This window comes from Bacillus sp. TE8-1, assembly GCF_008368855.1.
Lineage (GTDB): Bacteria > Bacillota > Bacilli > Bacillales > Bacillaceae_G > Bacillus_A > Bacillus_A cereus.
This window is the reverse complement of sequence record NZ_QPET01000009.1, coordinates 199,647-222,417: the sequence shown is the minus strand read 5'-3', so window position 1 is coordinate 222,417 and position 22,771 is coordinate 199,647. Positions and strand designations below refer to the sequence as shown.

Below are 22,771 nucleotides of genomic sequence, written 5' to 3'. Positions count from 1 at the left end.
CTCCCTCTATACGTTAAAGTTTCTCCTTCTTTAACATCTTCTCTACAATTTGCATGTTTTTCGAACTTTGTAATAAACGATTTAATACAGTAAGTAACTCTTCTTTTTCTAAATCTTTCAGTTTCTCTTTAACTGCACTCTCACCAGTACCTTGCATATCATAAACAACTGCCGCCATATGTTTACAATAATTTTCATACGGACATTCGCAACTACTTTTTGAAAAATCTTCGAGATCGATAGCTACTTCATAACTCCCTGCATTTCCAGTAACGAAAGCAAACACTTTTTTATCTTGTATTTCAACATCTTCTACATGCCCATCTTCATAATATTCATATCCCTTATCTACAATGTACTTTGGGATCCATTTCGTTATATCTTTTAATAAGTAAGCGTACATAATTGTACTCCTTCCTTTAATTCCCTTTTGACTTCAAAAATCCTGCATGTTATTCTAATTACTGTTAAGTAGCAAGTCTACGTGACAAAACGACTGACACCTATTCGGCGAAGGTGTCTCTTTTCATTTGCAGCCGATATGAATTGCCTCTTTCAGGCACATTCAATTTTTGACACTACACACTCAACACCATTCCCTGTATCAGGCTGCTTTAGCAGTCTTTTACTCTACATACTCCGTTATTTTAAGAAAAAAGAGAGCTTAGCTCCCTTTTCTCGCCTTATACAATACCCCTTTTTCAGCATAGAGATATTCATCAGCTAATGTAATTTTCCCATCCAGTTTTAGTTCGTCTAATAATCTTGATAAATAAAATTGATGCAACATCTTTTTCGTGAATTTTCCTTCATGATGCGAAACGATATGTTCTTGAATATCTAACAATGATATCGGCTTATCTTGCTCTATCATATATTCATAAACTGTACTACGCAGTTTTACGTATTTTTCGAGTGTCACAGTAATGCGCAACCCCTTTCTTCTTAATATAAATTTTCGTAATCGGTTTTTTTGCAATAAAAAAACCTCTCCGATAAGAAGAAGTTACGTATATATCTTCGTCTTATCTCCCAGAACAAATATGTTCTGCTGGAATTAGCACCTGCATCGCGGTTGCTGGGTTTCATCGGGCCAGTCCCTCCACCTCTCTGGATAAGAAAATATTCACTTAATTCTTACTATACGTAATTCCACTTTAATTGTCAAACAAATATAATAAATATAACAAATTATATTTTCTTCCTTACTGTTCATACTACCCATATACGAACATGCAAGGAGGATTATGAAATGCATCAAAATGCTCGCGGATATGTACAAGATTCTTTTCAATCATTACAAGAAGCTAAAAATTGTTTAGAAGAAGCGCTCGAAACAGTTGAAAAAGATTTTAATCGCGCTCGTATTGAACAATCACTTTATGCTGTTGAACAAGCTATTCAACGTTGCGAGTACACCGTTCACATTTTAGAAAAAGATTAAAAACTTCCCATCAATTGATGGGAAGTTTTTTCAAATGGCATACTTCATAATTATTGCCGTTATGATTAAAAAATATACAGAATTAGCAATTTCTAAAATTCCTACTTTTATAATAGAAATTTTTTTGCCATACAACACAATTGCTCGAATGACACTTGGTATAAAAATAAGAGAACACCACGGATTAATCGCAAATACAATTATCGTTAATACGATATGATATCCCCAAGATATAAGACGATACTTCGGATTATTTTTTTCACGAATCATCGTTTTCACATAGAACGTACTACCTAAAAAGTATAAAAATGAAATAAGTGCAATAAATATAGCTGTATGATCGATTTGCTTCATTGAAAAGTAATAACTAATTAACCCACCGATACAAAACACAATAATCGCACAAATATCATTTAATAGTGCTCTTTCATTTTTTTGACGAGCGTAATACATATTCACTATAAATAATGGAATCATTACTATTACGAATAAAAGAATTCGCCACTCATATAATAAAGAAATCGTCCCAAATAGGAACGCAATAATAAAATAAACAATGGCAGCTTGTAAAAACTCTTTTTTTCGTCTTTGCTTTATGTACGTAAGAAATGGATACGTGGCTAAATAGATAAAGAACCACGCTAAAAACAATGGAATATGATAAATAGTAGGTTTCCCAAGTATGACACTTAATAAAAAAGGAATAACAAGCATAGCCCATGCACCATGTTGCTTCGGAATAACTAACTTCATTAACTATACACCTCCCTTTTGAAAAAAGTTCTCACCTACAATTATACAAATAATTTTATATAATAGCGGATGCATATTGAATCGATTTTTTGACAAAAAAATGCTCCTTACATTATGTAAGAAGCATGAAAGAGGCAAACGAATATGTAAGTCGCGACCCTACCTTATATGAGTATGCTTTTCTATGTCACGTTATGCTCATCTAATATACCGTATTTCTTTTTAAATCTTGTAAGAATCGTAATCCATGAAGTACTAAATAGTAATAAGAAAATAACATTCGAAATCGCATGGCTCAAATCAAAGTAAAAACTTGCGATATAATACGAAATGACAGTTTCCCATGTTGCTTCTCGTATAAAACCGAGAAGGCCCCAGAAATTCATAATCCAGCCAAATAAAAAGCCAACAATTACTCCGTAAAGAAGTCTCCCCCATAGCTTTTTCATAAAAAATGTATTACGAAGTAAACCTGCTATAAAACCAATCATGCCCCACGAAAACATTTGCCACGGTGTCCATGGACCTTGTCCCAAAAAAATATTAGATACGATTGCTGCTGTAGCACCAATCATAAAACCAGTTTCACTTCCAAATACAATTGCAGAAACGATAATGACAAAAGAAGTTGGTTGTACACTTGGTAAAATAGAAAATGGTACCCGGCTTACTGCTGCAATTGCCGCTAATACAGCAACGAGAACAATTTCACGTGAAACAAACGCCTTTCTTTCAAAACGGATATAGAAAGGTAACATAATAACCGCTAATATAAACAAACTACTTAACATGTAATAACCGTCCATGACAAGTGTCGTAAAGAGTAATGTGCCGATTATTACTGCAAAGATACATATTATGAATGCAACATATCGTTTGGACAAGCTTCGTACACATCCTCCCACGTTAATGCATATGGCAATTCTTTTCGAATGAATCGATTAATAGATGTTGTATAAAAGAAGTTGCCGCTAAAAAATTCTTTCGGTGCATCATTCATAATGACTGTTCCATCAAATAACATCATACATTGATCCACGTATTTCGCTGCAAACTCAATATCATGCGTTGCCATTACAATTGTTGTACCTTCTTTTTGTAGCTTCCTAAATAGCTCTCCTACTCTTTCTTTCTTCCATGGATCTAATCCCTTTGTCGGTTCATCCAGTAATAATAAAGTCGGCTTTGATAACAACGTCGTACATAACGCAAGTAATTGTTGCTCTCCTCCGCTACAATCGTGCGGATGGCGTTCTTTAAGCGAATACAACCAAAACTGTTTTAGCGTATCTTCTGCTATTTCTTTTCCTTGTTCTCCATATAATTCACGCGCACGTTCATAAACCTCGTCCCATACTGTATCAAATGTAAAATGGTAATACGGATGCTGCGATACATACCCAATACTTTTAAACCGTTCTTTCGAATCGATTTTATGTATCACTTTTCCGTTCCACTTTACTTTTCCTCTTCTCGCTTTTTGTAATCCTGCTAAAATCGTTAACAGTGTAGACTTACCTGTACCGTTCTTCCCAACGAGCGCTACCCATTTTCCTTTTTCAATCGAAACTGATAAATCACGTAAAATAAGCGGACTATTTTTTTCATATTGGAACGAAATATGCTCTGCGCTTAAAATTACCTCTTGCTTTTCACTTTGTGCTATTGGGTCATTTACATATGATATCGCTGCAAAATCATTCATTTTCATTTGCGCCTCTCGCACTGTAAACGGAATATCTCTCACATTCCACTCTAAAAATAGCCTTGGAATTTGCGGAATAAATGGACGGAATGTTTCTACTCCCCACATATCCGTAATAACAATTTTAGGACTACCATCATACATAATACGGCCATTATCCATACAAACAACGCGTGTTGCAAGCGGGATAACTTCATCTAAACGATGTTCACTTAAAATAATCGTAATTCCAAGTTCTTCATTAATCCGTTTTAATAATCCTAAAAACTCTTTTGCAGCGATTGGATCTAACTGCGCTGTCGGTTCATCTAATAATAGCAATTTCGGCTGCATAACTAATACCGCAGCTAAATTGACAAGCTGCTTCTGCCCACCAGATAACGTATGAACAGATTGATGCAATAAATCTTGAAATCCTAAAAAGCTAATAAGCTCTGCTATTCTTTTTTGAATAATATGTGATGGTAATCCGATATTTTCTAAAGAAAATGCTAATTCTTGAATCACTGTATCCATAACGATCTGGTTTTCTGGGTTTTGAAATACCATCCCAATTTCTTGGGCAGATAACAAATCAGCTACTTCCTCTATTAAAACACCCTCATAAAATATCTCTCCAGAACGCATACCAATTGGAAGTAACTCCTTTTTAAAATGTTTTAATAACGTCGTCTTCCCAGATCCCGATCCTCCAGCAAGTGCAACAAACTCACCTTTTTGAACAGAAAGAGAAATATGCTGTAACGCGTATTCGTTTTCATCAGCATATACAAATGATAAATTGTTTATTTCTGCATGCGCCACCATATCCATTCTCTCCCTTCCATTATGATTGGTAAACTAATAAACAGTGTAAATAATACAAACATCATTCCATCGTATTGCTGGAATAAAATAGATTCGACTTTCGGATAAATAATTAATTTCCCTCCGCCATAATTACTACATACAATAGCAGCTATAAATAAAATGATTAAATAATTGAGCGTATACCAATCGCGCCTTTCCATTCTATAGCGAATATACGTCGTACGCTTCGTTACACCAAATCCACGAGCTTGCATAGAATCTGCCGTTTGCAGTGCATCTTCTAATGAACAAATTAATAATACTTGCAGCAATTGCATACCATTTTTGACGCGTTCAATTATCGAACCTGAATCTACCTGCACACCTTTCGTTTTTTGGACGAGTGTGATTTTCTTTAATCGTCTTATAAACAAAGGAACAAATCTTACTGTAATCATCGTTAACAATGCAACTTTCGGTGAAATTCTTGAAAACAAATATAAAAATTTATGACTGGAAATAATATCATTGTATGACGCAAACTTAAACATAACTGCAACTAGTAATAACCCCATTACTATTCCAAACATAATCGCCTCAAGCTTAATACGGCTATCACCTAACCAAAATAACGTAGTTCGACCTCTATGCGTTAATAACGAATTAAATAAAATTACCATAAAAAAGAAAACAATTGTGCTCGGTAGCATCTTTCTTATCTTTTCGCCATTTCCTTGCATCACATTTAACATAATAATTAATACTATTGCTCCAATTAAAAAAAGAGGATGAAGACACATCGTACATAGTATCATCACCCCGATATAATAGAAAAAATTCACAAAAGGATGTAAAGAAAAAAAACTTATTTTCATAGCCCTTTACCGAATGCCTTTCTTATTGTAATACGTATACCCACTCAATTGTATCTCCTGGTTTTACCGTAACTACACCAGCACTATGGTTTGGAAAAGCACCGTTCACACGATATTTCCAACCACTAGTATCCGAAATATCTTTTTCATATAAATCATTAATACCTTTTACATAAATACTATCTCTAGATCCGCTTGCATCAACATCTAATCCTGTACGTTGCAATACTTTATACACTGTATCGCCTTCTTGTACATCCATCTTTTTCGCACCCATTATATATCCGTTATTTCCTTTTACCGAGATTGTTACTTGTTTTGCTTGTGGTTTAGGCGGTGGAACCGGATCTGGTTTTCGTTGTTCAGAATTGGGAACGGTCGGAGTCGGTATCGTTTTCTCCGCTTTATTCGGATCTTCTTTTTGCTCCTGCTTCGGTGTTTCTTTCGGCTGATTCACAACCTTTGCTTCTTCTTTTACTTCTGGTGCTTTCGGTTGTTGTTTCTCTTCTTGTGCTTGTTGCTGCTCTGGTTGCTTATTTACAGCCGGCTGTTCTTTCGGTTGTTCCTGTTGTTTCTCTTCTTTCTTTACCTCTGGTTGTGCCTGCGGCTTTTCCTCTTTCGGCTTCTCTTCTACTTTTTGTTCTTGTTTCTCTTTCTGTTCTTCTTGCTGCTTTTGCTCTGATTCAGCTTGCTTTTCTTCTGTTTTTTCTTCCGGCTTCGCTTCATCTTTTTGTTCTTCTTGTTTCGCTACCTCTTCTTGCTTCGGTTCTACCTTCTTCTCAGGCTTTACAGCTGCCTCTTCACATCCGGCAAGTAGCCCGAGCGAAAGCAGTAAAGAAATGAACCATTTCACCTTACTCATCCTATCTCTCACCTTTCATACGAAAATTAGGAGCAAATAATTGCTCCTAATTTTTTGTTAAGCTGCTTTACGTCTCCATAATACATATGCAGAAGCAATACATAATACACCCATACCTACTTCTGTTGCTGCACCATGAGAAGATGCTCCTGTTTTTGGTAGACTGTTACCGTTTCCGATTTTTTTATTCTTAACCGGTTCGTTATCTACAACTACTTTTAGATTTTCATCTTTTGTTTCTTGTTGTATTTGTTTTTGTTCTTTCGGTTCTTCAGTAACTTCTTTTTCTACTACATTATTTTCTGGTTCAACGACCTTTTCTGGCTCTTCAATCGGTTTTGGCTTAATTACATTACCAGCGTCTACATTAGACCAATCATAAATAGATTTTCCCATTTCCTTAAATTGAAGTAATGCTAAAAGAGCCTGTTCTGTAGCCATTCCGTTACCATTTTGATCACTTGGTAACCATTTAAATTCACCATTTGAAAGTTGATATGATAATAGGTTTTGCATTGCCTTATGAAGACGATTTTGATCTACATCTTTAACAAGCGATAATCCAATAATTGCTTGCGCAGTACTATTTGAATTTTCTTGTCCATCAGCTGAAAAACCACCATTTTGCAGCTGTTCGTTATATAAATACGCAACAGCTTTTTGTATAGCTGGTTTCACATCTGATCGCTCTTGATAAGGAGCTAATGCTGATAAAACCATACCTGTTACATCAACGCTACTAGCACTATCTTTACTACCTGAACTATTATAAGTCCATCCACCGTCTGTATGCTGATTATTTAACAGTGCTTCCACTAGAGCAACTCTGTTCCATTTTGATTCAACTGGAATCTCATACTTCTTCGTATCAAATGCAAGTAAAGCAAATGCATAACCTGTAACAGAATTCACTTTATCTGACTCATACAATTTTTGAACTAAATTATGTCCACCTACATTTTTAGGGTCTGCACTCATTGCATTCATCATAATAATTGTTCTAGCTAAATCTGTCGCTGAAAAACGATTAATGCGCTTTTCTACTTTTTCAGTTACTGACTTAACATAATTTAATTTTGCCTCAATTGGCACATTCTTTCCAGAACGAGAAAGCGCTACAGCTACCCAGTCACTTTCAATTCCATCTTGTAACATTTTTTCAGATGTTTTTGAGATTGCTTCCTCTAATTGCTTCGCTGGAATTTGAACATTCTCTTGCTTTGGTTGTTCTGGTTTTTTACTATCTTGGTCACCTTGGTTTTCCCCATCTAGCGTTTTACCGTCTTGGTCACCTTGGTTTTTCCCATCTGGCGTTTTACCATCTTGATCACCTTGGTTTTTCCCATCTGGCGTTTTACCGTCTTGGTCACCTTGGTTTTTCCCATCTGGCGTTTTATCATCTTGACCTTCTGATTTTGGTTCTTCTGGTTTGCCGCCGTCAGGTTCTTCTGTTTTACACGTTCCGAACTTATCTAACGTTTCTTTCAATGTTTCCTGGCTTATATTGCTCCAGTCTGAAACAAAACGAAAGACAACAACGTCTCCAGATTTTAATTTATAACTATCTGCTCCGACTTCTGCAGACTGATCATTTACATCATACAGCCAAGCACTTGTAGCCCCGGCCATTAAACCATCGATGCCTTTTACATATGTTCCAAACGACATCGTTTCAGATTCTACTTTGTCCCCCATGACCTTTTGCAGCAAACTTAAAGCTGTTTCCCCATCTTTAATTTGCTCTTCTTTCGGACATAACATAATGCCTTTTTGTGATTCCCCAATAATTGCAAGTTTTGCTGTATTTCCTTCAGCAAACGTAATATGTACTGTATTCGCAAAAGAAACAAATACAAGTGTCACTGCCATTAACGACGTAAGCAGCCATTTTTTCAACATTGCCATCCCAAAATTTCCTCCCTTACTACCATTTACACAAAAAAAGGCCCTTCAAGGGCGTGCGATTGACACTCTCTTTTTGTAAGTGTCGAACAAAAATGTACAACACCTCCTACCCGCATCATTCGCGGCTATATTTGTATAGGAAAAATAATTTTGTTTATGAACGTATCATTGTGATAACATTCACTTTTCTTGGCACAACTTACTCCCATTTAAGTTATCGTAAAACGATAAACCTATACATTCTGTAAATTTTAAATTTCTGTATTATTTTACTATTGACAAAGAATTTTGTCCATGCTTTATCGGATTTATTTTCTAAGAATAATAACTTATTAACTCTTAACGATGTAAACTCTTTTCACTAATAATGACGCCATCTTCATCCGCATAGACATATTCATTTGGATTCCATTCTACTTGTCCAAAGTGCAATGAAATATTTCGTTCTCCTTTTCCTTCTTTCACACTTCTATTTGGCATCGTTCCTAACGCTAAAATACCAATATTAATATTCTTTAGTTCACTAGAATCACGAACATACCCATTCACAATAATTCCTGCTAGCTTTCTTTCTTCCGCAATAGCTGCCAAATTATCACCGAGTAACGCACAATTCGTAGACGCTCCGCCATCAACAACTAATACTGTTCCTTCTGGTAATGTTTGCAATCCTTCCTTCACTAGTACATTATCATCTTTCACTTTTACAGTTGCAATTTTCCCGTGGAATTGTTCTTTCTTCCCAAAAGACCGAAAAGACTGGCGACATATTTGTAATTCCTTTTCAAATTCATCACATAGATCAGTAGTTTTCCACATCTTGTTCCCTCTTTTCCTTTTTCTTTCTACATAACATATTCTTGGCTTATTATCGTTTCCCTGTCTAATATTGCAATAATTTGTATGTACGGGAAAGGATACAAAAACTATTGCCTTAAGAAGCTACCTTTATTATAATCTATTTCACAGATTAAATTCAGAATATTAAAAATTAACCAAGTAAAGAAGGAGGGATTTTATGCAAATACAAACTGAGGCAAAAAAACAACCTAGTAAACCAAAGTTTAAAATGCCTGATGCGTACGTACTACTATTTTTTATTGCCTTACTTTGCGCCATTGCTACGTACTTCGTTCCTGCTGGAGAATTTAAAAGGGTTACAAACGGGACCGTTACAACGACAATACCAGGTAGCTACCATTCTGTTCCGCAATCACCCGTAGGATTTGTTTCTTTTTTTACCGCTATTGAAAAAGGAATGACACTTGCTGCTCCTATTATCTTTCTAATTTTATTTACAGGTGGAGCCATTGCAATTCTTGAAAAAACAGGTGCTCTTGACGGTTTAATCTATCATGTTATTAACAAATTTCGTAATCAGCAATTACTTTTCATTTGTATAGTTGCTGCGCTTTTTTCTATTCTTGGAACGACTGGTATTATCGTTAACTCAGTTATCGGTTTTATCCCCATCGGCATCATCGTTGCACGCACGTTAAAATGGGACGCTATCGTCGGTGTAGCAATTATTTATTTAGGTACTTATGCTGGTTTTAATGCTACTATTTTATCTCCCTCACCTTTAGGCATTTCACAAAAGATCGCAGAACTTCCGATGTTTTCGGGAATTGGTTTACGCACAGCAATTTATATATCTTTTTTACTTGCTACCATTCTATATATAAATTGGTATGTAAAGCGCTTGAAAAAATCGAATAAAGGAAGCATCCTTGGCGACAACTGGTTTCCAAGTAACGCTCTTTCAAGCGAAAAAGAAGCAGAGAAAAAGGAAGTTCCTTGGACGATACGTCATAAATTAATTTTACTCGTTTCAGCTTTATCATTAATTGCATTTTTAATAGGCGCTTTTCGTCTACATTGGACGGACGCAGAAATGACCGCTACTTTTATTTTCATAGCAATTACAGCCGGAATAATAGGTGGCATGAAAGCAAACGATATCGCTTCTACTTTTCTAACTGGCTGCCAAAACCTTATCTACGGTGCTTTAATTGTCGGAATGGCTCGCTGTATTTCAGTCATTTTAGAACAAGGAAAATTGCTTGATACAATTGTTAACCAACTCGCACAAGCTCTCGAAGGACAAAACCCTGTATTTGGTGTTATCGGCATGTATGTGAGTAGTGCCGCATTACATTTCCTCATTTCATCCGGGACAGGAGAATCGGTTATTTTTATTCCGATATTAGCTCCATTAGCTGATTTTATGCACATTACACGCCAAGTTACAGTACAAGCTGTTATGCTCGGAGAAGGTGTAGTAAACTGCTTAAATCCAACTTCCGGTGTTTTAATGGGCGTTCTCGCAGCAAGCGGGATTTCTTATGGAAAATGGATTCGTTTCATGGCTCCACTTGCACTCATTTGGTTTATCATTGGACTTGTTTTTCTTATTGTTGGGGTGAATATTGAGTGGGGACCTTACTAAATACTTAACTAGATAAATAAGTACTATCGTTCCATATAAATATCTATTCTATTTCCCTCACTAGTCCTATAAAAATCATTTATTCTAGTAAAAATATAAGAAGGGATTGATCATAATGATCAATCCCTTTTATCAAAATATAATACCTTTAAAAATCTTAGTTCCAGATTTTATTTACCCATTCTGGATGATCAATAAAAGGATTGCGGTTATGTTGATATTTTGTAAAAATCACTTCATTACGCTTTCGCTCTAAATCATCGACCGGGTCTTGTTCATTCCATTTTAATAAGACAGATAGTTTCCCCATGTATGGATCTTTATTGTTATTCACTTTTTCATTTAGTTCTAAATCTATTTCGCCGTTGTCTCCCTCGTAACGAACAGCCATATAAAACAGCATTCTAGCAATATCTCCCTTTACACTATCACGAGGTTCCCAAGAATCACTATCATATTTACATTCTGTCGCTTCAGAATGATTCACACCACCATTATCAAAATCTAGATTTCCACGTGAACTATTTACAGATACATCCGTCGCTCTTAAATGATGTAGATCTGTTCCAGGTCCTGCAGTCGTTCCAAAGTCACCGTGAGATTTTGCCCAAACATGCTCTCGGTTCCAGTTATTTACTCCTGATCCATTCGTAAGTTTCCCTTGCGAACGACCAGTATATAAGAGTATCACATTATTTTTATTATTTGGATCTTCATCAGTATCTCTTATTGCTTCCCAAACCGCACTGTATGATAGCTTTGTATGATTATCAATAATATTATGCAGTTCCTTCTTTAATTCTAATCCCGTTTTTCCTATTGCGTTATTATAATATGTATCATCATAATTTTTCACAATAATCTCTTGTGCTGATGCAGAAGCTACTTCACCGTGTATAGTATCTGTGAATGATAGAGATGCAGAACCTAAAATAAAAAATGAAGATAGTGTAACCATAGCAATCTTTGTATTTCGAAACTTCATATACCCATTCCCCTTTAAAATATAATTTAAAGCTATTAACTAAAAAGTGCTTTCTAACCCCCGAAACCTTTTAGAAACCCATACCCCTTTTCTGTTTATTTAATACAAGACTCTATCCAGTCTGTATCACTTCTAAACTTTCTGTTTATTCACATTCCAAACAATTTCACTTTTTACAAGGAATATCCTTTTCTTATAAAGATTATTAACATATTCTTTACAACTAAAAAGTAGTTTAATATTAACTTATAAATTTAAATTTATTTATGCAATAATGCATATTTGATAAATACTTTAAAAAACAGTTTGAATAAAATGCATTCAAAGAAAACCGTGCCACAAAACAGATACGGTCTAAGACAGAAATAATAAAAATTAAGATGATAGCTCGACTTTTCCCTTTTCCATAACTATCTTTATTTTTGTGTAAAACCATTCTTTCTCTGAATAATACGTACAAAAATAGATTGGATACCATGTAGGCACCAATCTATTTTAATTAAAGAAACTGTGTCAATTCTGAGTTCACAACACGTTGTGCAGTAATAATAACATTTTCAGCTGTTAGTCCATAAACACTATATAGTCCACCAGGTTGATTAGGAACAATTTGAACTTCATATTCAAATGCTTGTCCAAGAGCAGGATGAACTAAACTTAGAGTTGCAAAAGTAGAAGCATTAGAATTCACATTGAAGTTTACCTGTTCAATTAATACTAATGAACCGTCAAGTCTAAAAACTCTAGCTACTCCAGTAAGTGGGCCCGCAGTACGGTTAAGGATCTTCACCCTAACTTTATTTGCATTAGCAGGTTGATTTCCTACGTTTTCAATTGGTCCTGTAGTAAGAGCCATATAACACCACCTCCATTATATTATTATTATATTCAATGATAAACATTAATGTTATAGTCTAATTACCCAATTTATTTAAAATAAAATAATGTTCGTTTTTATCTCGTTAATTAATAAAAACGAACATTTTATAATGAATGAATTCGCAAAAAAAAAAAAAAATTCATATACTAAACTAAATCAACCTACAACAACCGTTTTTTTACAGAAAATTACTCTTCCTTCCGACTTCCTCACTTTCGCCTAATATTGAGCCGGGAATCTTACTACCCGCATGTTGCGAGTTAAAATGTGTATCCAGCCAATTCACAATTATTTCTTCCAACTCTGGATGAAGGGGCTTTCCCGCTCCTTTTTCATAATTCTTTTTAAACTCTAAAGCTTTGAACTCCCCCTCAAAACTTTTTAAACTATGATCCATATTTTTTATTACATGTACTTCAGAATCACCCTTCACATAATCACCGATCCGCTTCGCTCTTTCAGGATCAGCCTGAATATCTTTATCACCAGCGATTGCTAATACCGGGCACGTTACTTTCATTAAATCTTTATAAATGTCATGCTGAAAATGCTCTCTAAACCACTTTGCGTTCATCGGTTTAAAACCAACTTTAATCGTATCTTTTTCTGTATTCATCATTTTCTCTTTTATTTTTTCCATTTGCTTCTCTCCACGTTTCTCTACATTGAGAAGGCGCATTAGTTTTCCTTTTATTCCTTTCTGCTCCTTTAGTTCTTTATATGCAATTTCCCTTTGTCTTTTCGTAGCCTCTTCTAATGATTCCGCAGCCCCTGTAAGAAGGATAAGCCCATTAACTGGTGTTCTTGCATTTACTACTGTTGCCAACATACATCCTTCACTATGACCAGCTAAAATGATATTTTCTGGATCAACAAATGGTTGTTCTTTTAAATACGTAATCGTAGACTCTATATCACTAACTAAATCCCACATTCCAGTCTTCAGAAATTCTCCATCACTCTTTCCTACTCCGCGCTTATCAAAGCGGAGCGTCACTACACCCAGCCCCGCTATTACATGCGCTAAATCTTTATATATGTTCGCCTCAAGCTTTAGCGGTACGATCGTTCCATCACGATCAATCTCTCCAGATCCAGCGATGATGACAACCGCAGCATACTTCCCGTCAGCTTTCGGTTTAGTGAGTGTACCTTGCAGCGTTAATTCACTTTTGATCGCTACTTCATATTCGTCAAAAGTCATCATTTTGTCCCCCTATTCTTTTATATCCAATTTAAATTTCAAACTCGTTATTATATTTTTATACTCTCTTACATCTTTCATTGGAGCGAAAACTGGATTCTCTGCAATACTTTGTAACATGCTTCGCTTTATAATCTCTTCATTTCTAACTGTTTTAGCGCCGAGCGGAAACTCTGCAAACCATCCATCAATCGCATCAAAATAGGAATCACCGTGTAAATGCAGACTATTTACTGTGAAGCTTGCCGCACAAACTGCTACATATTTCCGTAACATTTCTAATGCTCTTTCAAAATTGCCTTGCATACAATATACTTGCGCAGCAGCATAGTATACTTTTAAAGTCATATTGGGATGTAATGTTTCTATTTCATATATATCTATTAACATAAAAGCTCTATTTAAAATTACCTCTACCTTTTCAGCGCTTGAAGCATTTACTACTACATAATTCGGTATTGTCGCAACGAGTTGTATTAAATGTTGATACATACTAATTTGCATTATTTCATTTGCTTTTTCATTATTTCCAAGCATTTGATACGCCTGTGCAATTAAATCCTCCTCTGGAACGTTAGGACGTATCGTTTCGCCAAGCAATTGCAATACTTCATTCGCTTTATTGAGTATAAGATAGCAAGTTGCTTGAAACGATACCGCCTCTTTCACAAGAGAAACATCGTTACTTTCTTCTTGCACTCTGCTAAAGAGATGCATTGCCTCTTCTAACATTTCAATTCTTTTATCCGTATCCTCTGTTAACATATGGTGATTAATAAAAAGTAGTCCCATTTGAAGTAATAACGGAAAACAAGAATAATATTTTTTGATGATTCCTCTGCACTCTATCATTACTTCATCAAATGGTTCTTCAATAAAAGCTTCCGCTAGTCGATGATATAAATTCCTAATACCTTCCGGTTCCATTTGCGGTGTATAACAGATTAGTTCATCTATACTTACATTAAAGTACGATGCTAACAGTGGTAAAAATGTAATATCCGGATAACTCTGCCCTGTCTCCCATTTGGAAACAGATGCCTTCGTAATACCAATATACATCGCTAACTCTTCCTGCGTAATTCCCTTTTCTTTTCTCTTATCCGCAATTATTTTATGAATGTTTATCTCCTTCACATCATCACCTCATACTTTTATTATATGCTTTTATTTCACACAAAATATGGATTTAAAGTCGACTTTCGTTAACAAAATCAACTGTTAGGAAACATCTCTCTAAAATGAAAGGCAGGAACATATTTGATATGTTCCTGCCTTTTTATTGTGGGGTACCGATACTAGCACTCTAGTTAAGATTTTGAAGTACTGCAAAATCAAAAATTTTATCTCACCACAGTTTTCTATGAGAATCTAGTGAACAGCTTATTTGCATAGTTTTCGATATAGGAAGTAAATTCAAGTTATTTATAAAGTAGGTATACCTAGTAGAAATTGTTGAATTGTGCCCGTTTGTTGAAGTTTAATTTTCAATATACTTTTGTACTGAGTCCAGTGCTTTTTTTAATTCTTCTGATTTTTGAGTGCCGATTACTACTGTGTTATATTGCAACTTTAACTCTATTCCTTTATTTCCATTCATGTTATAGGCTTTTTCATTCTTAAGGTTAAAACGAATTCCCCATCCTCCAAATCGTTTTATCGGACTGTAAGTAATGCATTCATAATGATGTATATCTTTGAAAAGGTACTGCTTATATTGAAAATGAAAAGGAACAAAGCGGACATAAAGACCTTTTTCACGGACCTCAATGATCAGTTTCAATACTCCAAGCATTAATACAGGAAAGGCAATCCCGAACAACAACCACATAACAATTAAGACACCATTAGGAGCTGGTTTATCTCCAAACGGGATATCAAGAATAATTTGTTGAATAAATCCATACCACATCAGCATGGAGATCCCTAATATGAGTATCCATACCCAAATTGGGGATCGCTGAACCTCACGAAAGATAACTTGTTCTTGTTGTTTCATTAATGATTATAACCTCCTAAAAGGTTTATTTTTTTTCACTCATTTTAAGCCGTTTTGCACTTCCAAAAAATGCGCTCCCAATTATGAATATAACGGAAGAAAGATACATTGTTATCCCTGAGTATTTATTATCAAAAATTGTAAAATTAAGCAAATTAATAAACACCATCAATATAAGTGATATGTACAATCCATTAATATATTTCCTTTATCTCCCCCCTTTACTTTTTTAAAAACCCCTATGTGATAAATAGTGGTTTCTAAAGGTAATATTCAGGATGCCCTTTTCCCTATTTTACCATTTTAGAGAGTTGATATGTTGTTTGTTTTCGGCTGAATACTGTACACATAATCGGTTAACATAATGTATTATTACGTAAATAAAAAGGATAATCAGCCCCATAATGAACTAACTATCCTATAAAATATTATCTAAATTCAATAAAACTAGAACTGCTTTTCCTATGTATCATTATTTCGTTATTTCACCAAATTGCGCTCTCGTTACTTTCACCAAATCATCCACTTTAAGCTCAATTTGCACGCCGATTTTCCCTCCACTTACAATCATCGTTTCAAGTGATTGGGCGCTTTCATCGATACATGTAGAAAATAACTTTTTCATTCCAACTGGTGAACAACCGCCGCGAATGTATCCTGACACTTTCGTAATATCTTTAACAGGAATCATTTCAATTTTCTTTTCACTTACTGCTTTTGCGGCAGCTTTTAAATTTAGTTCCTCATCTACCGGAATAATAAACACATGATAATTTTTACTATTCCCTTGAGCGATTAACGTTTTATATACTTCTCTCACTTCTCGTCCAATTTTCTCGGCTACTGATACGCCATCAATTTTCCCATCGTCTGGATCATATGACATCATCGAATATTCAATTTTTTCTTTATCTAATATTCGCATCGCATTTGTTTTATCTTTTTTCATAACGTTCTCCTTAAAACTTTATTTCATATCATTAAGTTTTCCTTTATTATACACCCTTTTCCATTTCTCCTACATAACTTCACGTATTTTTCAAAACTAAAAATATTGATAATTCAAAAATCATCTGATATAATTTGGAAAAACTTACGTTAAGGAGAGATTTGCAATGCGAAATTTTAATACTTCTTTCCAACTTTATCATCATACGTAACGCCGTGTATCCGAAGAAAAATTTTTCTTCGTGGGTACAGGGTTTTTCCTGTTGACCCACGAAGCGTTCATAAAGCTATGTGGGTATTTTTATACCTGCATAGCTTTTTTTAATTTAAAAAAGGAGTGATTATGATGGAAATGAGAAATGTAAAAGGAACGAAAGACTATTTACCAGAAGAACAAGTGCTGCGAAATAAAATTAAAAGAGCTTGTGAAGATACGTTTGAACGATACGGATGCAAACCTTTAGAAACGCCGACGTTAAATATGTATGAGCTTATGTCTTACAAGTACGGCGGTGGCGATGAAATATTAAAAGAAATATATACACTTCAGGATCAAGGGAAACGTGAGCTCGCCTTACGATACGATTTAACTATTCCATTCGCAAAAGTTGTGGCAATGAATCCGAACCTCCGCCTCCCTTTTAAACGTTATGAGATTGGGAAAGTATTTCGAGATGGGCCAATTAAACAAGGAAGATTTCGTGAATTTATACAATGCGACGTTGATATCGTCGGTGTTGAGTCTGTCATGGCAGAAGCTGAACTTATGGATATGGCGTTTGAACTGTTCCGAACGTTAAACTTAGAGATAACGATCCAATATAATAACCGAAAATTGTTAAATGGTATTCTTCAGGCCATTAACATCCCTACTGAGTTAACAAGTGACGTCATTTTATCATTAGATAAAATCGAAAAGATTGGGATTGATGGTGTACGAAAAGATGTATTAGAGCGCGGAATTTCTGAAGAAATGGCTGATACGATATGTAATACCGTATTATCTTGTCTAAAGCTTACTATCGCTGACTTTAAAGAAACTTTCAATAATCCACTCGTTGCCGATGGAGTAAACGAACTACAACAATTACAGCAATATTTAATCGCCCTTGGAATAAATGAAAATACGATATTCAACCCGTTTTTAGCGCGAGGACTCACAATGTATACAGGTACTGTATATGAAATCTTTTTAAAAGATGGATCGATTACATCTAGCATCGGTAGCGGTGGTCGATACAATAACATTATCGGAGCTTTCCGTGGTGATAATATAAACTATCCAACAGTCGGTATTTCATTCGGTTTAGACGTTATTTATACAGCACTATCGCAGAAAGAAACAATCTCATCTACAGCGGATCTATTTATCATCCCGCTTGGGACAGAGTTACAATGCTTACAAATTGCCCAGCAATTACGTTCCACCACTTCCTTAAAAGTCGAACTTGAACTAGCGGGACGCAAATTAAAACGTGCTCTTAATTATGCCAATAAAGAGAATATCCCTTATGTACTTATTATTGGGGAAGACGAACTTAGTACAGAAACCGTTATGCTGCGGAATATGAAGGAAGGTAGTGAAGTGAAGGTTCCGATTTCTTCTTTAAGTAGTTATTTATAATACGAACCACCCTCGTTTGGGTGGTTTTTCTATTTTATAGATACCTAACAATTAGTTTACATAAAATTATTATAATCTATTAAAAATACAAATAAACAATATCCAATTACCTATTATTTTTGGTAATATATAGATATGAATTGTTTTAGGAGGATTAACTTTGAAAACCTACATTCAAGCACTAAAGCGGACTACAGGGATCTATCATCTTTTATTACTTCCTTGTTATTATGTATTTCCAAGTCTTGTTAACCTATATGGGTTACCTTTACTACTATTGATTGTTTTTCATATCACTACTATTTTATTAGCTAAAAAAGAAGGCATGAATACGTACCCTCATTATATCGGTATTATCGTTACTCTAGTTGCCTTCTTTCCTTATATAGACATCTTTCTACATATGATAGCAGCCATTTTCCTTTTATTAGATGCTGCTTCTACGAATGCAAAAGAAGTGTATGATTCATAGATGGATAAAATGAAACTTTCATCCATTGAGTTTTGAAATAGGTCAGCAAAAAGGGTTTACTTTTTAAGTAAACCTTTTTTCATTTTTAATTACTTTCCTTACTTCAGAATAATAAAAGAATATTCTGTTTAATTTTTATAAATTTCTAAATATTTATAAAACATTCAAATTAACATACATTTTAGTTATGTAAAAAATCTAAGTTTTAAGGAGATGAATCCATGCTGAAAAAGTTGGTAGCAGGTGCATTATTAACTGTCTCGTCGTTAACTGGAGGACTGGGATCAGTATCAGCTAGTACCGAAAAAGATTATACGATTTCCTCTTTCGAATATGTAACTGTAGATGAAAAGACTGTTGATTCGTTTAACAAATTGAGTGCTCCATCAAAGGAAGACGTAAAAATAACGTTAGTTCTACCGAAACAAAATCAAAATGGAGACTGGTTATCTTATGGATTTTCGAGCAAAGAAAGTTTAGAGTCTTTTATTGAAAAAGATAAACAAAGGTTGAATCATTCAATCACTCCCCTTGGTGTTGGAGGAAGCGGACCTGGTAGTACAGACTTCTATAAACTTACAAATCAAGGTAGCGAGTATTTTTCTCTAAGTAGCGGTTATAAAAACTTGTCTGCTAGTTGGCAAAATCAAATTGTTTCTGTACGTACAGCAGCTCCTACTGCTAGCTACTCAACAACACTATGGGAACGTACTTCAACTGACGGATATGGAAAAGGTGTTGTTTTTAAACATGCTGATTGGTATGGTCAAACTGCAAACTTAAATAACTTTCCAACTTCAGCAGTTGAAGTTAAAAAGTAAAAAATATAGAAATAAAAGGTGTTTTCACGTATGGAAACACCTTTTATTTCTACAACTATTTCACATAACTCGTCTATATCAATTTCAACTCTTAACTATTATTTTTCGTATTCCTATTCTCCAAAACCTTCTCCATATTATGAGTTGCCCATTCCATCATTAATAGAAGCACTGGACGTAGTGATTCACCAAGCTCAGTTAACGAATATTCAACTTTAGGTGGTACTTCACGGTATACTTCACGATGTATAATCCCATCAGCTTCAAGTTCTCTCAGCTGCAGTGTTAACATCCTTTGTGTGATATTTGGTTTTAATCTTTTTAATTCATTAAACCGCTTTGTACCATCTAATAAATGATACAAAATTACCCCTTTCCATTTCCCTCCAATCACCTCAACCATAGCTTCAACTGGACAAGAATATTTATTTAAAAATGGGTAATTTATATTATTTTCATTTGAACAATCCATAATAAATCCCTTCCCTTATCAATAGTATCTTTTTTGATACTATACCACATAAATGTGCGTACTTGTATCTGTGTTACTTTAAAAATATAATTTACTTACAAAAATAAATTCATGAAAAGAGGAACTTTTATGACAAATACAAATGAAATTACAAAAGAAAAGATTATGGAGGCTTTTCATTTCAGACATGCATGTAAAGAATTCGATCCTATGCACAAAATTTCAGAAGAGGATTTCAAATTCATTTTAGAAACAGGCAGATTATCTCCTTCTTCTTTTGGATATGAGCCTTGGAAATTTATTGTCGTACAAAATAAAGAATTAAGAGAAAAACTACAACCGTATTCATGGGGCGCTGGTGGGCAACTTGCAACAGCTAGTCATTTTGTTATTGTTCTTTCAAGAAACATTAAAGATATGCATTATGATGCAGAGTATATTAAATATATGATGAACGATATTATTGGATTGCCTGAAGACACTCAAAAAATTAGATATGAATTCTTCAAAAAGTTCCAGGAATCAGATTTTAACTTATTACAATCCGATCGTGCTGTATTTGATTGGGCATCTAAACAAACTTATATTGCTTTAGGTAATATGATGACGAGCGCAGCTCAAATCGGTATTGATTCTTGTCCAATAGAAGGATTTGATAAAGAGGAAGTAGATTCTTTACTTCGTCAAGAAGGCATTATACAAGGCGATAACTTTGAAGTATCAGTTATGGTTGCCTTTGGTTACCGTAAAGAAGAGCCAAAGCGTGATAAAACAAGACAGACTATGGATACAATTGTTGAATGGATTAAGTAATATAGCACAGACAAATAATGCTCCTAATAGCTGTATACTCATACTAAAGAAGAATGAATTGTTTTCTTACGTATGAATTTGGTTTTTCATGGAAAGATATGTTAGTATGTATACAGTTTGAGTGCTCTATTTTTAGAGTCGAACAGGAGGAGAATGAATATGTCTGATATTGAAGTTGGCGAAGTGTTTACTCTTAGTGATGAGAATAACGAAGAGCAAGAAGTAGAAGTACTTGGAGCGATGGATGTCGAAGGTGCAGAATATATTGCTGTTGCCTTTGTTGAAGATATCCAAACAGAAACTGAGGAAGACATTGATATTTTCTTTTTAAAAGTAGAAGAAGATAATGAGTTTTCATACATTGAAAATGATGAAGAGTTTGATAAAGTATCTGCTGCGTTTGAAAAGATTTTGGATGAGCAAGAGCAAGAATAGTATGAATGAAAAACACGAGGGCGGATGCATATCCGCCCTCTTTTTATTTATTACTCATCCAGAGACTCACGCAGTAATTGCAGTACATCTTTCATCGCAAAAGGTCCATCTTTTTTAACATGTTCCGCAAATTCTGAAACGAGACGTAATGTTCTCACACTTTCGATTGGATGCTCTCCTGATGCACTTTCAGCTGAAAGCATAACTGCATTCGTCCCGTCCAGTACAGCTTGAAACACATCAGTCACCTCTGCTCTTGTTGGAATAGAATGATCTACCATAGATTGAAGCATTTGTGTTGCTGTAATGACATATGTATTCGTTCGATTACATTCCTGAATCATTATTTTCTGTAAAAGCGGAATGCATTGATACGGTAACTCTACTCCTAAATCGCCCCTTGCAATCATAATTCCATCTGCTTCTTTACATATATCTTGAAAATTCTCGATTGCTTCCATCGTTTCTATTTTTGCAATTATATTAGGTGACGTTTCTTTATACTGTTGTATAAAATCTCGTATTTCTTTTATATGACTAGGTTTTCTTACGAAAGAACACGCGATAAAATCAACATTCTCCTCTAAAAGAAACTGAATATCTTTTTTATCTTTCTCTGTAATAGCTGGTAAACGAACAGCCGCATCTGGTAAATTAACTCCTTTATGAGATGAGATATTGCCACCTGTTTTTACCTTCGTTTCTATTTTGTCCGTACTTATCTTTTCAACAATTAATTCAACTTCTCCATCATTAATTAAAATTCTACTGCCTACTTTTACATCATTCGCAATTCCTTCATAATCAACACTCGCTTCTGTATTACTCCCTGTAACTGATTGTGTATGTAAAATAAAAGAATCTCCTGCCTGAAGTGTAATTTGCTCTCCCTTCACTTCACCTAATCTTATTTTAGGTCCTTGTACATCACCCAAAAATTTAATAGAGTCATCTAATGATTTCACTAAACGAATGATGTCTTTATGACTTTCATGCGTGCCATGCGATAAATTCAGTCGAACAATTTTCATACCATTCTTTATTAACTGTGCTAACGTTTCTTTATTATTACTTGCGGGTCCAATTGTACAAATTCGATCGATTGTCATTTTTGTCACCATCCTTTTTTTAATAAGTTTCCCATATGAACTTAAAAATAACAGAGATTCTGACATGAATAGATTTAAATTTACACGAATTTCATAAAGTTAAACCTGTATCCCTTGCTGGCTAAGCATTAGAAGATATATTCGCTTTTTTGCAAATGAAGACATGTTGAATCGAAAGTAAAAGAAAAGTTAAGTATGGAATAAACCATTGAGAGTTTCGAAATTTT

General features: G+C 34.6%; 24 protein-coding genes and 1 riboswitch. Of the genes, 7 read left to right on the top strand and 17 right to left on the bottom strand.

The window, feature by feature from the left end; translation table 11 throughout:
* Nucleotides 1–13 precede the first annotated feature (13 nt).
* Both DN404_RS07675 and DN404_RS07670 read right to left on the bottom strand, forming a co-directional pair.
* A complete protein-coding gene (locus DN404_RS07675) occupies nt 14–403 on the bottom strand; it encodes an SWIM zinc finger family protein (protein ID WP_016122865.1) in 390 nt (129 codons plus the stop codon).
* Between the two features lie 261 nt (nt 404–664).
* Nucleotides 665–922: a hypothetical protein gene (locus DN404_RS07670; protein WP_000171476.1), complete on the bottom strand. Its 258-nt coding sequence runs from the start codon at nt 920–922 to the stop codon at nt 665–667.
* A 100-nt stretch (nt 923–1,022) separates the two neighbouring features.
* A riboswitch (SAM riboswitch) is annotated at nt 1,023–1,121 on the bottom strand.
* Between the two features lie 131 nt (nt 1,122–1,252).
* Between DN404_RS07670 and DN404_RS07665 the strand changes: the two genes are divergently transcribed.
* Nucleotides 1,253–1,444, top strand: a complete 192-nt coding sequence (locus DN404_RS07665; protein WP_000554032.1) for a hypothetical protein — start codon at nt 1,253–1,255, stop codon at nt 1,442–1,444.
* 30 nt (nt 1,445–1,474) lie between these two features.
* On the opposite strand, the gene DN404_RS07660 is transcribed toward DN404_RS07665, so the two are convergent.
* The 7 genes from DN404_RS07660 to rraA all read right to left on the bottom strand — a co-directional run bounded on the left by DN404_RS07660 (nt 1,475) and on the right by rraA (nt 9,152).
* A complete protein-coding gene (locus DN404_RS07660) occupies nt 1,475–2,197 on the bottom strand; it encodes a YwiC-like family protein (RefSeq protein ID WP_000779976.1) in 723 nt (240 codons plus the stop codon).
* A gap of 182 nt (nt 2,198–2,379) precedes the next feature.
* Nucleotides 2,380–3,081: an ECF transporter S component gene (locus tag DN404_RS07655; protein ID WP_000044901.1), complete on the bottom strand. Its 702-nt coding sequence runs from the start codon at nt 3,079–3,081 to the stop codon at nt 2,380–2,382.
* The gene (locus tag DN404_RS07650; RefSeq protein WP_149214923.1) at nt 3,054–4,715 is read right to left on the bottom strand and encodes an ABC transporter ATP-binding protein; all 1,662 of its coding nucleotides are present in this window, start codon (nt 4,713–4,715) and stop codon (nt 3,054–3,056) included. Before DN404_RS07650 ends, DN404_RS07655 begins: the two co-directional genes overlap by 28 nt.
* Nucleotides 4,688–5,566 (bottom strand): energy-coupling factor transporter transmembrane component T, encoded by an 879-nt coding sequence (locus tag DN404_RS07645; RefSeq protein WP_149214922.1) that lies wholly within the window; start codon nt 5,564–5,566, stop codon nt 4,688–4,690. Before DN404_RS07645 ends, DN404_RS07650 begins: the two co-directional genes overlap by 28 nt.
* 22 nt (nt 5,567–5,588) lie before the next feature.
* Complete coding sequence (locus tag DN404_RS07640) at nt 5,589–6,428, bottom strand: DUF4430 domain-containing protein (RefSeq protein ID WP_149214921.1); 840 nt, start codon at nt 6,426–6,428, stop codon at nt 5,589–5,591.
* Nucleotides 6,429–6,485: 57 nt separating this feature from the next.
* A complete protein-coding gene (locus DN404_RS07635; protein ID WP_149214920.1) occupies nt 6,486–8,333 on the bottom strand; it encodes a DUF4430 domain-containing protein in 1,848 nt (615 codons plus the stop codon).
* 339 nt (nt 8,334–8,672) lie between these two features.
* Entirely contained in the window at nt 8,673–9,152 is a 480-nt protein-coding gene (gene rraA / locus DN404_RS07630) for a ribonuclease E activity regulator RraA (RefSeq protein ID WP_000266039.1), read from the bottom strand.
* A gap of 199 nt (nt 9,153–9,351) precedes the next feature.
* Between rraA and DN404_RS07625 the strand changes: the two genes are divergently transcribed.
* Complete coding sequence (locus DN404_RS07625; RefSeq protein WP_001166965.1) at nt 9,352–10,782, top strand: YfcC family protein; 1,431 nt, start codon at nt 9,352–9,354, stop codon at nt 10,780–10,782.
* A gap of 157 nt (nt 10,783–10,939) precedes the next feature.
* Here DN404_RS07625 and DN404_RS07620 read toward each other — a convergent pair whose 3' ends face one another.
* The 6 genes from DN404_RS07620 to ybaK all read right to left on the bottom strand — a co-directional run bounded on the left by DN404_RS07620 (nt 10,940) and on the right by ybaK (nt 16,799).
* Nucleotides 10,940–11,767, bottom strand: a complete 828-nt coding sequence (locus tag DN404_RS07620; RefSeq protein WP_000672188.1) for an endonuclease I family protein — start codon at nt 11,765–11,767, stop codon at nt 10,940–10,942.
* Between the two features lie 499 nt (nt 11,768–12,266).
* Entirely contained in the window at nt 12,267–12,623 is a 357-nt protein-coding gene (locus DN404_RS07615; RefSeq protein ID WP_001229415.1) for a hypothetical protein, read from the bottom strand.
* A 202-nt stretch (nt 12,624–12,825) separates the two neighbouring features.
* Nucleotides 12,826–13,851, bottom strand: a complete 1,026-nt coding sequence (locus DN404_RS07610; RefSeq protein ID WP_149214938.1) for an alpha/beta hydrolase family protein — start codon at nt 13,849–13,851, stop codon at nt 12,826–12,828.
* Between the two features lie 12 nt (nt 13,852–13,863).
* The gene (locus tag DN404_RS07605; protein WP_149214919.1) at nt 13,864–14,988 is read right to left on the bottom strand and encodes a helix-turn-helix domain-containing protein; all 1,125 of its coding nucleotides are present in this window, start codon (nt 14,986–14,988) and stop codon (nt 13,864–13,866) included.
* A 343-nt stretch (nt 14,989–15,331) separates the two neighbouring features.
* Nucleotides 15,332–15,850 carry a DUF6141 family protein gene (locus DN404_RS07600; RefSeq protein WP_000813118.1) on the bottom strand — a complete coding sequence of 173 codons (519 nt, stop codon included), beginning with the start codon at nt 15,848–15,850 and terminating at the stop codon, nt 15,332–15,334.
* 472 nt (nt 15,851–16,322) lie between these two features.
* Nucleotides 16,323–16,799 carry a Cys-tRNA(Pro) deacylase gene (gene ybaK / locus DN404_RS07595; RefSeq protein ID WP_016122872.1) on the bottom strand — a complete coding sequence of 159 codons (477 nt, stop codon included), beginning with the start codon at nt 16,797–16,799 and terminating at the stop codon, nt 16,323–16,325.
* A 345-nt stretch (nt 16,800–17,144) separates the two neighbouring features.
* On the opposite strand from ybaK, the gene DN404_RS07590 reads away from it, so the two are divergent.
* From DN404_RS07590 to DN404_RS07580, 3 genes are all read left to right on the top strand, one after another.
* Nucleotides 17,145–18,422 (top strand): histidine--tRNA ligase, encoded by a 1,278-nt coding sequence (locus DN404_RS07590; protein WP_149214918.1) that lies wholly within the window; start codon nt 17,145–17,147, stop codon nt 18,420–18,422.
* A gap of 160 nt (nt 18,423–18,582) precedes the next feature.
* Nucleotides 18,583–18,894, top strand: coding sequence for a hypothetical protein (locus DN404_RS07585; RefSeq protein WP_149214917.1), 312 nt, complete (start codon nt 18,583–18,585; stop codon nt 18,892–18,894).
* 221 nt (nt 18,895–19,115) lie between these two features.
* Nucleotides 19,116–19,715: a hypothetical protein gene (locus DN404_RS07580; RefSeq protein WP_000914421.1), complete on the top strand. Its 600-nt coding sequence runs from the start codon at nt 19,116–19,118 to the stop codon at nt 19,713–19,715.
* A 91-nt stretch (nt 19,716–19,806) separates the two neighbouring features.
* On the opposite strand, the gene DN404_RS07575 is transcribed toward DN404_RS07580, so the two are convergent.
* The gene (locus DN404_RS07575; RefSeq protein ID WP_149214916.1) at nt 19,807–20,187 is read right to left on the bottom strand and encodes a winged helix-turn-helix transcriptional regulator; all 381 of its coding nucleotides are present in this window, start codon (nt 20,185–20,187) and stop codon (nt 19,807–19,809) included.
* A gap of 129 nt (nt 20,188–20,316) precedes the next feature.
* Between DN404_RS07575 and DN404_RS07570 the strand changes: the two genes are divergently transcribed.
* Together DN404_RS07570 and DN404_RS07565 are read left to right on the top strand one after the other, a co-directional pair.
* Nucleotides 20,317–21,000 carry an NAD(P)H-dependent oxidoreductase gene (locus DN404_RS07570; protein WP_060851896.1) on the top strand — a complete coding sequence of 228 codons (684 nt, stop codon included), beginning with the start codon at nt 20,317–20,319 and terminating at the stop codon, nt 20,998–21,000.
* Nucleotides 21,001–21,153: 153 nt separating this feature from the next.
* The gene (locus DN404_RS07565) at nt 21,154–21,435 is read left to right on the top strand and encodes a DUF1292 domain-containing protein (protein ID WP_002005464.1); all 282 of its coding nucleotides are present in this window, start codon (nt 21,154–21,156) and stop codon (nt 21,433–21,435) included.
* A 50-nt stretch (nt 21,436–21,485) separates the two neighbouring features.
* On the opposite strand, the gene DN404_RS07560 is transcribed toward DN404_RS07565, so the two are convergent.
* Complete coding sequence (locus DN404_RS07560; RefSeq protein ID WP_000151083.1) at nt 21,486–22,544, bottom strand: pyruvate kinase; 1,059 nt, start codon at nt 22,542–22,544, stop codon at nt 21,486–21,488.
* Nucleotides 22,545–22,771 lie beyond the last annotated feature (227 nt).